The sequence below is a fragment of the Gramella sp. KN1008 genome (assembly GCF_004332155.1).
In the GTDB taxonomy this organism is placed as follows: domain Bacteria; phylum Bacteroidota; class Bacteroidia; order Flavobacteriales; family Flavobacteriaceae; genus Christiangramia.
The window spans coordinates 373897-389801 of the sequence record NZ_SJDV01000001.1; the positions used below are offsets into that span (position 1 = coordinate 373897).

Sequence of the window (15905 nt, forward strand, 5' to 3'; positions counted from 1 at the left end):
TATACTATGAACATTCCACAAGAACTAAAGTACACAAAAGACCACGAGTGGGTTAAGATTGAAGGTGATACCGCAACCATAGGAGTTACAGATTTTGCCCAGGGTGAGCTTGGGGATATCGTATATGTTGAGGTAGAAACACTTGATGAAACTCTTGAAAAAGAGGAAGTATTCGGAACCGTTGAAGCGGTAAAGACAGTGTCTGATCTTTACATGCCGGTGTCGGGTGAGATCATCGACTTTAACGATAGCCTTGAAGATGAACCCGAAAAAGTGAACAACGATCCTTATGGTGAAGGATGGATGATAAAGGTGAAGCTTTCAGATGCTTCTGAAGTTGAAGGCCTGTTATCGGCAGATGAATATAAGGAAGTAATTGGTAGCTAAGATATTACTTCTTGCCGCGCTGCTCTATACTAGTGCCATTACCTACTTTTCTCTTATTGTAATGGACTTTAAGGTAAGTGTTGCCGGCTTTGATCCTACAGACAAAATGCTCCATGCCGGAGCATATTTGTTTTTAGCCTTCTTGTGGAAGAGTTATCTGGTGTTACAAAAACCTGATTTTAAGAGGTATACATCTAATTTGTTGTGGGTGGCATTCGCCTGTTTTGTATTTGGTATGTTAATTGAGGTCTTGCAGGGAGCCCTAACCAGTTACAGAACGCCCGATTGGTGGGATGTTCTGGCCAATTCTACTGGTATAGTACTGGCTGTTTTGCTTTTTATGGTCATGGCGCCGACAGTGAAAAGATTAAAACAGAAAGTTTCCAAGCTAAATTATTAGCCTGATTAACTAATCTTATTATGAAATGAGCCGTTGTTGGCATTTCATTATACTGTCAATATTTGCGGCAATTGCATCTGTAAGATTTAAAACCATCGCATCAGATGAAACCCAAGAAAAACCCGAAAGCCGACCTTCGTCGGCGATGGGTCCTGTTTCTCCAGATCGGACTCATTCTAGTACTTTTTTTGACCCTTCAGGCCTTCCAGTGGAAGACCTATGATAATCAGGAAATACTCAATCCTGATTTTATTTATGATGATATTGTAGAAGAAACACCTCCGGTAACGGTGCTTCCGGAAATTCCAACCCCTCCAAAACCAGTGGTCCATATTATAAAGGAGGTCCCGGATGATAAGAAGATAGAAGAAGATGATGTCGCACCTACCGAGATCGATCTGAACGATCTGGTAAAACCCTCAGAAATTGAGGAGCCGGAAGATATTGAGGAGCCGGTGGATATTCCTTTTGAATTTATCGAAGATGTGCCCGTTTTTCCGGGTTGTGAAGGTTTTTCTGATAATAAGGACAGGAAAAAATGTATGAGCTCTGGGATAAACCAGTTTGTAAGGAAGGAATTCAATACAGGGTTAGGCGAAAAATTAGGTCTTAGTGGTACGAATCTTGTGGTTATTATGTTCGTGGTGAACATGAAGGGGGAAGTGGAGCAGATCAGGACCCGGGCTCCCCACCCAGGGCTTGAAAAAGAAGCTGAGCGAGTAATCAAATTATTGCCTGTTATGCAACCCGGGAAACAAAGAGGAAAACCGGTGCCGGTTTCTTTTGTGATCCCAATTCGATTCAAAGTTCAGGACTGAGAATGACCGCTTTATAAAAATACTGAGCTTTTAATCACTGATTATCGCAGATAAATTTAATTTTTTAGAAAAAATCTTTATTTTAGCAACCCTTAACAATATTACGCATTATGGAACCGAAGAAAAACCCAAAAGCTGACTTGACGAGAAATAGTGTTCTCTTTTTGCAGCTTGGTCTTATCGTAGTTCTGTTTCTTACCTGGCAGGCAATTGAGTGGAAGACTTATGATCCTGAGCAGATAGATATAGGACAAGTAAACATGGACGCTCTTGATGAAGAGGATGTGCCAATTACTGAAATGCAAAACACTCCGCCACCACCGCCGCCACCACCACCGGCACCAGAAGTGATCGAGGTAGTGGAAGATGAAGAAGAAGTAGAAGAGGACGAAATTCAGTCTACCGAAACCAATCTGGACGAGATCGTTGAGGTGGAAGAGGTTGTTGAGGCTCCTGTAGAAGAGGAGGTAGAAGACGTTCCGTTTGCGGTTATTGAGGATGTGCCAATCTTCCCTGGTTGTGAGAACAAAAGAAACAACGACGAGCGTAAGAAATGTATGAGTGAAAAGATCAGTGCGTATGTGAATAAGGAATTCGATACCGATCTTGGTGCTGAACTTGGTCTTACAGGAATTAACAGGGTAATTGTACAGTTCAGAATTGATGAAAAAGGTAATATTGGTCAGGTGAGAGCACGTGCTCCGCACCCAAGACTTGAGCAGGAAGCTGCGAGGGTTATCAACAGTCTGCCTAAGATGAAGCCAGGTAAGCAGCGTGGTAAACCGGTTGGGGTAATGTACTCTCTTCCTATCGCCTTTAAGGTTCAGGATTAATATTTCTTATAAAGATATTTTCAAATCCCGGCATTGGCCGGGATTTTTTATTTTATGTAAATTGCCTGCTGGAAAAAATGTATATTACATTCATCAAACAATAGGCCCCCTAAGCGTATGAAGTATAGTTTACTTCTTCCTTTATTATTTTTAAGTTTCCAGTTAACCGCCCAGGATGCCAATATATCTTCGGAAGTCTATCCTGAATTTAAAGATTGCGGCGATGTTGAGTACAGTCGTCAGGCAGATTGCTTCAATAGTACTCTTATCACATTTATCAATGCTAATTTTGAATTGCCCGAAATAGTCCGTCAGGAAAATTACACAGGGCAGTTAACCATCATTTTTGAAGTTGACGAAGAAGGTAAGTTTCAGCTTATCTATCTTGATGCTGCTTACGATGAGTTAAAAGACGAAATAAGACGTGTATTTGAATTGCTCCCGGTTATAAGTCCTGCTACCTATAATGGAAGACCCATTCATATGCAATTCAAGTTACCATTAAGGATTCCACTCAATAGAAATGTAGTAGTTGAGGAGATAGATGAGGCTGATGAGATAGAGCTTAAAACCGAAGAAGAGGAGGTTGAAAGCCTAAGCTATCTTGATGAATATGATAGCATACAATCTGATGATTTTAGGAGTCCGCGTTATAGCAGTGAAATAAACATCCCGCTTTCCCATGAATTCTATAGCAGGTTCGATGCGGAATTTAACAGGATAGGGACCAATACACATTCAGCTTCAAAACCACTAAGGTTTGCTGAAGTAAATCCGTATTACGACTTTAAGTCTCATCGTGACGAGATGTTGCAAGACAGAACTACCTGGGCTGGAAGAAAATTATGGAATGAACATCTGGTAAGGTTTCAGACCGAGGATTACTGGTTTACCTTAGATGCAGGTTTTGATCTTCAGATCGGAAAAGATTTTGAACAGCAGGATCATGAGTTCACTTATAATAACGGAAGGGAATTCATAGTGCAGGGAGGGCTCGGTGAAAAGTTCAATTTCTATTCGGTAATATATGAGAGTCAGGGCAGGTTCGCCGAATATTATAATCGTTATGCTGAATCCATAAGGCCTGCTGGTGGTGATCCTGCCATAGTGCCTGGGCGGGGGATCGCAAAGACATTTATGGATGAGGGTTATGATTATCCCGTGGCCGAAGGTTATCTTTCTTTTACACCGGCCGATTTCCTGAATATCCAGTTTGGACACGGAGACAATTTCATTGGTGATGGATACAGGTCATTGCTTTTGAGTGATAATCCTACACCTTATCCTTATCTTAAGCTGAATACCAGTTTCTGGAAGATTAAATATACCAATACCTGGATGTCATTGCGGGACGTTAGACCGGCAGTTGTAAATAGTGGTTCTTTCAGGACAAAATATATAGCAAACCATTATTTGAGCTGGAATGTTACCAAGCGTCTCAATCTTGGATTCTTCGAATCGGTGATGTGGGAAAATGATAATGATCGTGGTTTCGATATTAATTATCTGAATCCTGTAATCTTTTATCGGGCTATAGAATTTGCAACCGGGGCTGACGGTGGTAATGCCATAATAGGTCTTACGGGAAAATATAAATTCTCCAATAAGATGTATACCTATGGCCAGTGGCTTATTGACGAATTCTCTTCAACCGATGTATTTGGTGGTGAAGGTAGCTGGAAAAATAAACTTGGGTTTCAGCTGGGATTGAAATATTTTGATGCCTTCAATGTGGAAAACCTTTATTTGCAGGCGGAATATAATCAGGTGAGGCCGTACACTTATTCCCATAACTCCATAACTCTTAATTACGGGCACAACAACCAGTCAATGGCTCATCTTTGGGGAGCTAATTTCAGGGAATTTATAGGGATCGCCAGATATAAATATGATCGATGGTACGGGAATGCCAAATTTATTTATGGTAAACGCGGTTTCGATTTTAGCAATTTTGGATCTAAATCCAATTACGGGCAGAATATTTACCGAACCGAAGTGGACCGGCCTCTGGAGACAGGTGTAGAGATCGGGCAGGGGAATACTACCAATTCATTATACAGTGAGCTGGAAGCGGGTTATATAGTAAATCCAACCACCAATTTAAAGTTGTTTGCCAGCTTCATTTATAGGGATTTCAATCCTCAGGTCAATACCCCGGCTAATTTTGAAAATTCCACCGTATGGGTGAACTTTGGATTACGCACTGATATCTTTAACTGGTATTTTGATTATTAGGATTTTTGAGCCTTGAAAATTAACATATTACCTTTCTTGCTAAAACCTAATTAAGGAGTATCTTTGCGCCAGTTAAAAAATAGCTTTTTGAGCAACACTCGCGTACATAGTTCCGGCGCTTCAATCCTGTCAGATTTTAAGGAAATAACCAAGATGAGACTCGCGATCAGTGTAGTCTTTTCATCGGTAGCAGGCTACTTTCTGGGAGCCGACAATATCGATTTTGTGATAGTGACCTTGCTGGCTATAGGAGGTTATCTTATGGTTGGAGCTTCCAATGCCTATAATCAGATCATTGAGCGTAATCTTGATGCCTTGATGGATCGTACCAGGAACCGTCCACTTCCTGCGGGAAGAATGTCGGTGCCCGTGGCCTTTAGCATTGCGAGTGTCTTTACTGTAGTGGGACTTATTGTATTATATGTGATAAATCCCAAGACTGCAATGTTTGGGGCGATAAGTATCTTTTTATATGTGAGTATTTATACGCCACTTAAGACAAAAACGCCATTGTCGGTCTTTGTAGGGGCTTTCCCGGGAGCCATCCCATTCATGCTGGGTTGGGTAGCGGCCACAGGTAAGTTCAGTATTGAACCCGGTACCTTATTCATGATACAGTTCTTCTGGCAGTTCCCTCACTTCTGGGCTATTAGCTGGTGGTTGTATGAGGACTATAAAAAGGGTGGTTTCTTTATGTTGCCTACGGGAAAACGTGATCGCGGAACGGCAATACAGATCATACTCTATACGTGTTGGACCATTCTGGTGTCACTTATCCCTGTTTTCGGGGTCACTGGAAAGTTGTTTTTAACTCCTGTCTCCGGGGTGATCATTTTGATTCTGGGGCTGGGAATGCTTTATTATGCGGTGAGATTATTTCAGCAACGAACAGCTGAAGCTGCTAAACAATTAATGTTCGCAAGTGTTTCTTATATCACGCTGCTTCAAATAGTATATGTACTGGATAAATTTATAAGACAATGGATTTAACTCAAGGATCTAACGAAAAAAAACATGGCAGAGCAAAAAAAATGATGCTCTGGTTCGGGATTATAAGTATGGCAATGACCTTCGCGGGACTTACCAGTGCTTATGTAGTAAGTAAGAACAGGCCCGACTGGCTTACAGATTTCCAGTTACCACTATCCTTTTTGTGGAGTACGCTTGTTATCATCGCCAGCAGTGGTACCCTGCTGTTAAGCAAGCAGAGTATTAAAGCAGGAAACAGGAAAAATGCAACCGCTTTTCTTATAGGTACGCTTATCCTGGCGATCCTGTTCGTGGTATTTCAGTACTACAGTTTTTCAGAGATCATTCAGCAGGGTTATTACTTTACGGGAAGCGAAAGTACCATCACCACTTCGTTCATTTATGTGCTGGTTTTGGTCCACCTGGCCCACCTTGCCATAGGTATAATAGTGCTTTTGGTATTAATTTATAACCATTTTAAACAACGATACCATAAGGGGCAAATGCTTGGATTCGAGCTGGGTGCGACTTTCTGGCACTTCGTGGATATCCTCTGGTTATACCTGATTTTCTTTTTATATTTCTTTAGATAATAAAATTACTTATTTTTGCACATCCTTTAATTAACATTAAAACACTTCTATGGAGGCTACTGTTGTTAGAACAGGCACAGAAGGAAAAACCTGGGGTGGTGGTAATGAGCCACTAAAAGCAAGCTACGGAAAGATGATGATGTGGTTCTTCATTCTTTCTGATGCTTTAACATTTTCAGGATTCCTTGCCGCTTATGGTTTTTCAAGATTTAAATTTATTGACTCATGGCCGATTGCCGATGAGGTCTTTACTCACTTTCCATTTTTACATGGCGTAGAAGCTCCGATGTATTATGTGGCGCTGATGACCTTTATCCTGATCTTTTCATCGGTAACTATGGTATTGGCTGTAGACGCAGGTCACCATATGAAGAAAGGAAAAGTGACTTTTTATATGTTCCTTACTATCCTTGGAGGTCTTGTTTTCCTTGGTTCACAGGCCTGGGAGTGGAACACATTCATTAAAGGTGATTATGGTGCGGTAAAAACTACTGGAGGTAATATCCTTCAGTTTGTTGATACAGAGGGCGAAAGAGTAGCCCTCTCTGATGTGGCAATTCCAATTCAGGGTGAAAGAGTTGAACATGAGAGTAATACCGGGGTTTGGTTTGAGAGCGGTAGCGATCTTCCAAGCTATAGTCTTGAAGAGGTAAAGGCCGGGTTCATGCAGAATGAGAATGTTCTTATCAGAACTCAGATACTAACAGAAAATGGTGAAAAGACAGTTCTTTCCAGAGAAGAGTCTATTGCTGCCCTGAATAATGATGGGATAGGTATCGTAGAAGGAGCAAATCTTGTTGAGAATGAATATGGGCACCCGTTATTCGCAGATTTCTTTTTCTTTATAACTGGTTTCCACGGTTTCCACGTATTATCGGGAGTGCTTATCAATATCATTATATTCTTCAATGTGATCATTGGTACTTATGAGCGCCGCGGGAGTTATGAAATGGTGGAAAAAGTTGGATTGTACTGGCACTTTGTAGACCTTGTTTGGGTATTTGTATTTACATTCTTTTACCTGGTTTAATTCTGAAATAAAAAATTATGGCTCACGATACAACACATAACGATCACGGTTCAGCAACCAAAAGGATCTGGATAGTTTTTGCAATACTTTCAGTAGTAACTATCATTGAAGTTATACTGGGAATCATTAAGCCAGAGTTCCTTACGCAGACATATCTTCTTGCGATGAGGCTGCTAAACTGGATATTCATAATCCTTACACTGTATAAGGCTTATTATATAGCCTGGGCTTTCATGCATCTTGAGCATGAGACCAAAGGACTTAGAAGAGCAATTGTATGGACTGGGGTATTCCTTATCTCATACCTGATCTTTATTTTACTTACTGAAGGAAATTATATCTACGAAGTATATAAAGGCGGGCATATGGCCTGGGATTTCTAACAAAAGTTAAAAGAATAGGAAAAGGCGGTTTTGTGAAACCGTCTTTTTATTTTTGTAGCCCTTTGTAAAACGGGTTTTCTGTTATGAAAAAGTTTCTGGTCCTTGGGATCCTCTTCGCTTTACCTATTACGGCATATCTGTTTTTTGCTTCTGGAAAGAACAATTTTGCCCGGCTCCCTGTATTGACCGAGAATGTTAGGGATATTGAAGATTTTGAGACTAATTCAGATAGTGTTATCTCTTTCAGGGACAATATTAGTGTTGTTGCTTTCTTTGGTTCAGATCTAGAAAAGATCAAGGGGAATACCTTTAATCTGGATCAGAAGATACTCGAGAAATATTATGATTTTAATGATTTTCAGTTTGTGCTTATTCTTCCCGAAGCTGCCCGTGATGATACTGAAAACTATGTGGAGGAATTTGGCAAGATAAGCGAGTCCTTTAAATGGAAGATTGCCTATTCAACAAAGGATAGAATCCAGGAAGTATTTGAGAGTATGAATACTCCGCATCAGCTTGACGGGAATGCGTATACTCCTTACGTTTTTATCATCGACAAAGAGGCGAAATTAAGAGGAAGGGACGATGAGAAGGAAGGTAAGTTATATGGGTATGATTCCAGGGATGTGGCTGAGCTTAGTAATAAGATGAATGATGATGTGAAAATCATTCTGGCCGAATACCGACTTGCACTGAAGAGGAATAAAGATAAATAAGATGAAGAATTATTCATATGTAGGCATTTCACTTGTGATTCTCATTTTCGGGATCATATTTATTCCGAAGATCATAGATCGCATTAGTGAAGATGAAGTGGTTTCCAGTGACCGTTTGAATATGAAGAAAAAAGGTTCTGAGAAAAAATCAGGAGAAGAACTGGCTTATATTGTACTGGACGGTGAAAAAAAGAAAGCACCGCAATTTAAGTTTATAAACCAGGCCGGTGATACTATTTCTAATGAAGATTATATTGGCAAGGTATACCTGGTTGAATTTTTCTTCACCAGCTGTCCTACAATTTGCCCTATTATGAATAAAAATCTGGTGGAGATCCAGAATGAGTTTGATGATAATGAAGATTTTGGAATAGCCTCGTTTACTATAGACCCCGGTCATGATACACCTGAAGTGCTTGCTAAGTATGCGGAAGATTACGGTATAGATCATGCTAACTGGCATCTGTTAACTGGGGAGCGGGAAAAGATCTATGAACTTGCAAATAAGGGATTCGGTATCTATGCCGGTGAGAATGCCGAGGCGGCCGGAGGCTTTGCACATCAGGGAATGTTCGCACTAGTCGATAAGGAAGGCTATATCAGATCGCGAAGGGATAGCTTTGGTAATCCTTTGATCTATTATAGAGGCACTGTTGAAAGGAATAAAAGCGTTGCTGCCGGAGAAGAGGAACCTCAGATAGATATTTTAATTGAAGATATAAGGAAGTTACTGTGAAAACCACATTAAAGAGTTCAGATAAAATTGCCGTGCCGGTGATCATTGGCCTTTCCATAGCCGTTCCGGTAATCGTTCTCGTACTTATGTTGCTACCGGAGCGTTATAATATGTTTGGTGCTGACACCATTACATTTCCCTTGTTTCATGCCATACTCAATTTTGCCACGGCCATCCTTCTAATTGTTGGTTACTTCTTTATGCGTGCCGAAAATTACCTGCTGCACAGAAATACCATGATCGCTGCTTTTGGACTGTCGGTAATATTTCTGGTGAGCTATGTGCTTTCTAAAATAAGTAACGAGCCTGTTCCTTATGGGGGTGAAGGATTATTGAGGTATATATATTTCTTTATTCTTATTAGTCATATTATTCTTTCGGGAATTATTGTTCCTCTGGTATTATTTACCATGTATAGAGGATTAAGCGGTCAGTATAGTAAGCATTCAAAAGTCGCGAGATGGACTTTTCCTATCTGGCTGTATGTTGCTGTTACGGGAGTGCTGGTTTTCCTTTTTATGATGCCCTATTATTAGTTTTACCACTGATGATTTAGTAAATTTGAAACAAGTCCCGATGATGAAGTTGAGAAATCTGAAATATATAGGCGTACTCCTGGTGATTCTTATGCTGATGCCCAGCCTGGCAGAAGCGCAGTGTTCCATGTGTAGGGCCGTGTTGGAAAGCGAAGCCGATCAAAGTGCTGCCAAAGGCATAAATGACGGAATCCTTTACCTCATGATATTTCCTTATCTACTAATAGGAGGGGTGGGATATTTTATTTACCGGTCCAGGCGTAAAAAGAAAAAGACCTCCTGAATCTTCCTTTTTTTAAATTCAGGGCGATAATTTAACTTTCTCTCTCACTAGTTTTTACATCCAAACTGTAACATTTTATTCCTTTTCTAGTCTTATTAAATAGGAGACCATTTTCCTCTATAATAACCATCAATCATGATTGAAATATCTAACCTTCACAAGTCCTATAAGATGGGTGCAAACTCGTTGCACGTACTAAAAGGAATCAATTTCAATGTCGCAGATGGCGAGCTGGTTGCCATTATGGGGTCTTCCGGATCTGGGAAATCAACTTTACTGAATATTCTTGGAATGCTTGATGAAGCAGACAAGGGTTCTTATGTGTTAGATGGAGTTCCTATAAAGAACCTTAGTGAAAAACAGGCAGCAAAGTACAGGAATAAGTTTCTGGGATTCATTTTTCAGTCATTTAACCTTATCGGCTATAAATCAGCTCTAGATAATGTAGCTCTTCCGCTTTATTATCAGGGGCATTCCAGGTCTGAGCGCATAGACAGGGCTATGAACTATCTCGAAAAGGTGGGCCTTGCGGACTGGGCGCACCATCATCCTAATGAACTTTCTGGAGGACAGAAACAGAGGGTGGCTATCGCCCGTGCCCTTGCGAGTGATCCCAAAGTGCTGCTGGCCGATGAACCTACAGGGGCTCTTGATACCACCACCTCATACGAGGTAATGGATCTTATCCAGGAGATCAATGATGAGGGGCGTACCATTTTAGTGGTGACCCACGAACATGACATAGCGCAGATGACCAAGAGAATTGTGCATCTTAAAGATGGGGTTATTATAGAAGATACAAAGGTTTCACAGGTAAGGGCTTTCGAAAATGTTTGATCTTGACAGGTGGGAGGAGATTTTTGAAACGATACGTAAAAATAAATTACGCACGTTTCTAACCGGGCTCTCGGTAGCTTCGGGAATCTTCATTTTGGTGATATTACTTGGGATTGGAGAAGGAATGAGAAATGGGATAGCCCGGGAGTTTGAACAGGATGCCTCGAACCTGATCTTTGTATGGCCGGGTGTCACTTCTAAAGAGCATAAAGGTTTAAACCCGGGAAGGCGTATTCAGTTAAAAAATGAAGATTACAGCCGTATCCTCCTGGAACATAATGATAAGCTGGATAAGACCTCTTCTACTTACCAGGTATGGAGCAACGTGGTCTCCTATGGAAAGGAGTCCGGGAGCTACCGGATGGATGGTGTATTTCCGGATTATCAGTACCTCGAGAATATGAGTCTTACTGCGGGAAGATTTATTAATACCAACGATATTCAGCATGTTGAAAAAACCGTTGTTATTGGTTATCAGGTCAAAAAAGATCTTTTTAAGGATGAAGATCCAATAGGTAAATATGTTGAACTGGCAGGGATTAATTTTAAGGTTGTGGGTGTTTTCACCGATCCTGGTGGAGAAAGAGAAGAAGCCAGAGTGGTAATTCCTATCACTACGGCACAAAAGGCGCTGGGTGGTTCAAATAATATCGGCCGCTTATACCTTACCCTTAAACCTGAAGAAAATTTTGACGCGGCTGTGGCTGCTTCCATCGCTTTTTCCCAGGAGCTGGAAGGATATTTAAAAGACAGGCATACCATCGCTCCCGATGATAACCGGGCGATCAATATCAATAATAGTCTGGAACAGGCCAAACGGTTTTATGGCCTTATGGATATGATAAGATTGTTCTTTTGGGGTGTGGGAGTATGTACCATAATAGCAGGCGTGGTAGGTGTTAGTAATATCATGCTAATCATTGTGAAAGAAAGAACTCGCGAGATCGGGATACGGAAGGCTCTTGGCGCTCAGCCACTATCCATTGTAGGCATGATACTGCACGAATCAATTTTTGTAACTGCCATCGCGGGATTTGTTGGCCTAATCTTCAGCCTTACACTCCTGGAGTTTATTGGTCCGGCTATCGAGACCCAGTTCATCTATAATCCCACGGTAAATTTTACTGTTGCCCTTAATACTGTTTTTATTCTTGTGCTGGCAGGTGCTTTAGCGGGATTCTTCCCGGCCTGGAGAGCAGCGAGAATTAAACCTATAATCGCTTTAAGAGACGAATAATATGTTTAGCAGAGACCGATGGAGTGAAATAATAGAGGCGCTTACCGCAAACTGGTTTAGAACCGTACTTACAGCTTTTGGGGTGCTTTGGGGTATCTTTATCCTTGTAATTCTCCTTGCGGCCGGGAAGGGGCTAGAGAATGGTGTGATGAAGGATTTTGGAGGGATAGCTACCAATACGATGTTCATGTGGACCCAGGTGGCTTCCAAACCATATAAAGGTTTACCTAAAGGCAGACGTTATAATTTCGAAATTGAAGATGTGGCAGCTATCAGGGAACAGGTTCCCGCCCTTCGATTTATTTCACCCAGGAATCAGCTGGGTGGTTTTGGCGGTGCAAATAATGTGGTGAGAGGACTTAATACGGGGGCATTTAACGTGTATGGGGATTACCCTGAGATCATAAAGCAGGAGCCCATGGATATCACGTCGGGCAGGTTCATCAATTATTCAGACATTCAGGATAAGCGTAAAGTTGCCATTATAGGGGAAGGGGTAAAAGCCGTTTTATATGATAAGGGTGAAGATCCTCTTGGAACATATATCAAGATCAACGGGGTGAATTTTATGGTTATTGGAACCTATAAAAAGAAAGGTCAGGGAGGAGATGTTGAAGAAGGACAGAAACAGATCTATGTGCCATTTACGGCTTTTTCTCAGGCTTTTAATATGGGAAACAGGGTTGGCTGGATGGCTATTACGGCTAAAGACGGTATACCCATTACAAACCTGAAACAGGATATAATTGATGTTATCAAGGCACGCCATACCATTCATCCTGAAGACGACAGGGCGGTAGGTAACTTCAATCTGTTCGAGCAATACAGCAAGGTGAACGGACTTTTTGTAGCGCTTAAAGCTGTGGCATACTTTGTTGGGGTTCTGGTATTGCTGTCGGGGATCATTGGGATCAGTAATATCATGCTAATTGTAGTAAAAGAAAGAACAAATGAAATAGGCGTACGCCGTGCCCTTGGCGCAACCCCATGGGCCATCAGAGGACAAATACTGATGGAATCGGTGTTTTTAACCATAGTGTCTGGGATGGCGGGAATCATTCTGGCGACAGGGGTTATCTGGCTGGTGAATTTTCAACTGGACCAGATGGATACTTCCGAAATGATGTTCGCTAATCCTTCTGTGAATCTCGGAGTAGTGATCGTCTCTTTAGCGATTTTAATAGTTTCCGGCTTACTCGCCGGTCTTATACCAGCACAGCATGCCATAAAGATAAAACCCGTGGATGCCTTGCGAACTGAATAAAAATGGAAATAGATAATACAATCAAAAAATGAAAAAATTTGTAACCATCGGAATTTTAGTGCTAATCGCCGTTACATTTATCGGTGCCCTGTACTACCTCTATCAGAAGAATCAGGAAGATCCTGTGGTCTATGAAACCGAGGAGCCTACCGAGCAGACAATCGTTAAGAAAACAGTAGCTACCGGGAAGATAGTCCCCAAAGAAGAAGTTCTTATCAAACCCAATATTTCGGGAATTATCGATGAGATCTATATTGAAGCGGGAGACAGGATAAAAACCGGTGACCTTATCGCGAAAATACGGGTGATACCTAATGTTTCATCTTTGCAAAGCGCCAAAGATGCCGTTGCTACAGCAAAGATAAACCTGGATAATGAGAAAAAGGTTTTCGAAAGACAAAAGGAGCTCTATGACAAAGGAGTGATCTCTGCGAATGATTTTGATGCCGCAGAAGTCTCTTTTAAAAGGGCTGAGCAGAACTATAAATCTGCCCAGCAGAATTACGAGATCGTGCGTACCGGGACCACCAGCGGCATTGGAAGCGCTGCGAATACTCTTATTCGTTCTACTGTGGATGGAATGGTGCTGGATGTGCCGGTAAAAACCGGGAACCAGGTGATTGAAAGTAACAACTTCAATGATGGGACTACCATCGCGACACTTGCCGATGTTAATGAGATGATCTTTGAAGGAAAGGTTGACGAAAGTGAAGTGGGGAAGATAAAAGAAAACCTGCCGTTAGAGGTAACCGTTGGAGCTATCGAGAATAAATCCTTTGATGCCGTACTGGATTATATCGCGCCGAAAGGAGTGGAGGAGAACGGAGCCATACAATTTGAAATAAAAGGAACCCTGGACAAGGCTGATACTACTTTTATCAGAGCCGGTCTTAGTGCCAATGCGTCCATTATTCTGGCAAAAGCTGAAAATGTTCTTGCTATTAAGGAGGCCCTGGTCCAGTTCGATGATGAAACCAAAGAGCCTTATGTAGAGATCATGACCGGGGATCAGGAGTTCCAAAGAAAGGATGTAGAGCTGGGAGTTAGCGATGGGATCAATGTAGAAGTTTTAAGCGGCGTAAAGAAGGGAGATAAGATTAAGGTCTGGAATCAGTTAAAACCAGCGATGAACATAGCCCAGAATTAGAAAATGAATTCTTTGTGTAACAACCTGCACAGTTTACATACATATCTTACAGAACTACCATTATGAAGAATTTTTGCTTACTAGCCATACTATTGCTTTTTTCCGGCATCGCCAGTGCTCAGGATAAAGAGTGGACCCTTGAAGAGTGCGTGAATTACGCCCTGGAAAATAATATTTCTGTGAAGCAGGCTCAACTGGATGTAGAGTTTTCAGAAATCGAGAAAAGAGACGCTGTTGGTAATTTCATTCCAAGTCTTAATGGCCAGGCTACCAATTCCTGGAACACTGGTTTAACCCAGAACGTTACAACGGGTATCCTTCAGAATCAGACCGTACGAAATTTTTCAGCCGGGGTGTCTGCCGGTTTAACTCTTTTTGATGGTCTAAGAAACTTTAAAGCAATGCAAAGAGCTCGAATTTCGAGACTGGCCAGCGAATATTCTTTGGATAAGATGAAGGATGATATCGCCCTTTTCGTGGCCGATGCTTATTTACAGGTGCTTTTTAACAAACAGAATCTGGAGGTGCTACGCGCACAAAACGAAATAACCCAGGAGCAGATGAAAAGAACTCAGGACCTTGTAGATGCCGGGGTGCTGCCGCAGGGTGACCTTTTGGAGATAAGAGCGACTATGGCAGACGAGCAACAGAATATGATCCTGGCCGAGAACCAGATCCAGATTTCCCTTATCGGTCTGGCGCAGACTCTTGGGATCAAGGATTATCAGAATTTTGATATTGTAGAGAGGGATTATAATATTCTTGGAAGTGAGATATTGGAGAATTCGGTGTATGACATTATTGAAAGAGCTAAAGAGGAAAGATCTGAGATAAAGATCGCTGAAGCTAATAAGGAACTTGCCGAAAAAGATGTGGAACTTGCCAAAGGGGCTTACCTGCCAACGCTGAACGCCTTTTTTAATTATAACACTCGTGCTACAGGTCAGGACCAGGTGGTGGATATAATTCCCGATCCCGATAATCCAACGCGTCAGATTGGTTTCGTAGAAGGAACTAATCAGGCGGTATTAACGCCTAACACCATTCCGGTGCTGGGTTCGCCTCTTCCGTTTTTTGACCAGCTGTCCAGAAATGACGGGTTTAGTTACGGTGTACAGTTAAATGTGCCAATCCTGAATGGTTTTGCGACCAGAAATCAGGTGAGAAGAAATGAAGTAGGAGTATTGCGGGCAGAATATAATCTGGAGCAGGCAGAACTGGATCTGGAAGCCAATATCTATCAGGCTTTCACAGATGCCAAAGGAGCCTTTAAAGCTTACGAAGCAGCCATTGTTGCAGAAGAAGCGCAGTCAAAGGCCTTTGAGTATGCAACGGAGAGATATGATGTGGGGCTAACCAATGCTTTCGATTTTAGCCAGGCCAAGGTGAGGTATGAGAATGCCCAGAGAGAGGTTCTAAGGGCTAAATATGATTATATTTTCAAATTAAAAGTAGTAGAATTATACTTTGGAATTCCGGTGAGGGAATTAAAATTTTAACT

Annotated in this window: 18 protein-coding genes; all 18 read left to right on the forward strand. The window is 41.6% G+C overall.

Annotated features, from left to right (window positions below; genetic code table 11):
- The first annotated feature begins 6 nt into the window (after nt 1-6).
- The 18 genes from gcvH (at nt 7) to EZJ28_RS01880 (ending at nt 15903) form a co-directional block, all read left to right on the forward strand.
- Complete coding sequence (gene gcvH, locus EZJ28_RS01795; protein ID WP_131394248.1) at nt 7-387, forward strand: glycine cleavage system protein GcvH; 381 nt, start codon at nt 7-9, stop codon at nt 385-387.
- Complete coding sequence (locus EZJ28_RS01800) at nt 377-787, forward strand: VanZ family protein (protein WP_131394250.1); 411 nt, start codon at nt 377-379, stop codon at nt 785-787. The genes gcvH and EZJ28_RS01800 overlap by 11 nt, the downstream gene beginning before the upstream one ends.
- A 104-nt stretch (nt 788-891) precedes the next feature.
- The gene (locus tag EZJ28_RS01805; protein ID WP_131394252.1) at nt 892-1605 is read left to right on the forward strand and encodes an energy transducer TonB; all 714 of its coding nucleotides are present in this window, start codon (nt 892-894) and stop codon (nt 1603-1605) included.
- 110 nt (nt 1606-1715) lie between these two features.
- Nucleotides 1716-2438, forward strand: coding sequence for an energy transducer TonB (locus tag EZJ28_RS01810; protein WP_131394254.1), 723 nt, complete (start codon nt 1716-1718; stop codon nt 2436-2438).
- A gap of 117 nt (nt 2439-2555) precedes the next feature.
- Nucleotides 2556-4673 carry a gliding motility protein RemB gene (locus tag EZJ28_RS01815; protein WP_131394256.1) on the forward strand — a complete coding sequence of 706 codons (2118 nt, stop codon included), beginning with the start codon at nt 2556-2558 and terminating at the stop codon, nt 4671-4673.
- Nucleotides 4674-4760: 87 nt separating this feature from the next.
- Nucleotides 4761-5663: a heme o synthase gene (gene cyoE, locus EZJ28_RS01820; RefSeq protein ID WP_131394258.1), complete on the forward strand. Its 903-nt coding sequence runs from the start codon at nt 4761-4763 to the stop codon at nt 5661-5663.
- Nucleotides 5654-6235 (forward strand): cytochrome c oxidase subunit 3, encoded by a 582-nt coding sequence (locus EZJ28_RS01825; RefSeq protein ID WP_131394260.1) that lies wholly within the window; start codon nt 5654-5656, stop codon nt 6233-6235. The genes cyoE and EZJ28_RS01825 overlap by 10 nt, the downstream gene beginning before the upstream one ends.
- A gap of 49 nt (nt 6236-6284) precedes the next feature.
- Nucleotides 6285-7265 (forward strand): cytochrome c oxidase subunit 3, encoded by a 981-nt coding sequence (locus tag EZJ28_RS01830; protein ID WP_131394262.1) that lies wholly within the window; start codon nt 6285-6287, stop codon nt 7263-7265.
- Nucleotides 7266-7282: 17 nt separating this feature from the next.
- On the forward strand, nt 7283-7648 hold the full coding sequence (locus tag EZJ28_RS01835) for a cytochrome C oxidase subunit IV family protein (RefSeq protein ID WP_131394264.1): 366 nt from the start codon (nt 7283-7285) through the stop codon (nt 7646-7648).
- 83 nt (nt 7649-7731) lie between these two features.
- Nucleotides 7732-8364, forward strand: a complete 633-nt coding sequence (locus EZJ28_RS01840) for a hypothetical protein (RefSeq protein ID WP_131394266.1) — start codon at nt 7732-7734, stop codon at nt 8362-8364.
- A 1-nt stretch (nt 8365) separates the two neighbouring features.
- Nucleotides 8366-9100, forward strand: a complete 735-nt coding sequence (locus EZJ28_RS01845) for an SCO family protein (protein ID WP_131394268.1) — start codon at nt 8366-8368, stop codon at nt 9098-9100.
- The gene (locus EZJ28_RS01850; RefSeq protein WP_131394270.1) at nt 9097-9636 is read left to right on the forward strand and encodes a DUF420 domain-containing protein; all 540 of its coding nucleotides are present in this window, start codon (nt 9097-9099) and stop codon (nt 9634-9636) included. Before EZJ28_RS01845 ends, EZJ28_RS01850 begins: the two co-directional genes overlap by 4 nt.
- A gap of 43 nt (nt 9637-9679) precedes the next feature.
- Nucleotides 9680-9919 carry a hypothetical protein gene (locus EZJ28_RS01855; protein ID WP_207388428.1) on the forward strand — a complete coding sequence of 80 codons (240 nt, stop codon included), beginning with the start codon at nt 9680-9682 and terminating at the stop codon, nt 9917-9919.
- A gap of 135 nt (nt 9920-10054) precedes the next feature.
- Complete coding sequence (locus EZJ28_RS01860) at nt 10055-10756, forward strand: ABC transporter ATP-binding protein (RefSeq protein ID WP_131394272.1); 702 nt, start codon at nt 10055-10057, stop codon at nt 10754-10756.
- A complete protein-coding gene (locus EZJ28_RS01865; RefSeq protein ID WP_131394274.1) occupies nt 10749-11993 on the forward strand; it encodes an ABC transporter permease in 1245 nt (414 codons plus the stop codon). The genes EZJ28_RS01860 and EZJ28_RS01865 overlap by 8 nt, the downstream gene beginning before the upstream one ends.
- A gap of 1 nt (nt 11994) precedes the next feature.
- A complete protein-coding gene (locus EZJ28_RS01870) occupies nt 11995-13257 on the forward strand; it encodes an ABC transporter permease (protein WP_131394276.1) in 1263 nt (420 codons plus the stop codon).
- A gap of 28 nt (nt 13258-13285) precedes the next feature.
- Entirely contained in the window at nt 13286-14404 is a 1119-nt protein-coding gene (locus tag EZJ28_RS01875) for an efflux RND transporter periplasmic adaptor subunit (RefSeq protein WP_131394278.1), read from the forward strand.
- 62 nt (nt 14405-14466) lie between these two features.
- Complete coding sequence (locus tag EZJ28_RS01880; protein ID WP_131394280.1) at nt 14467-15903, forward strand: TolC family protein; 1437 nt, start codon at nt 14467-14469, stop codon at nt 15901-15903.
- Nucleotides 15904-15905 lie beyond the last annotated feature (2 nt).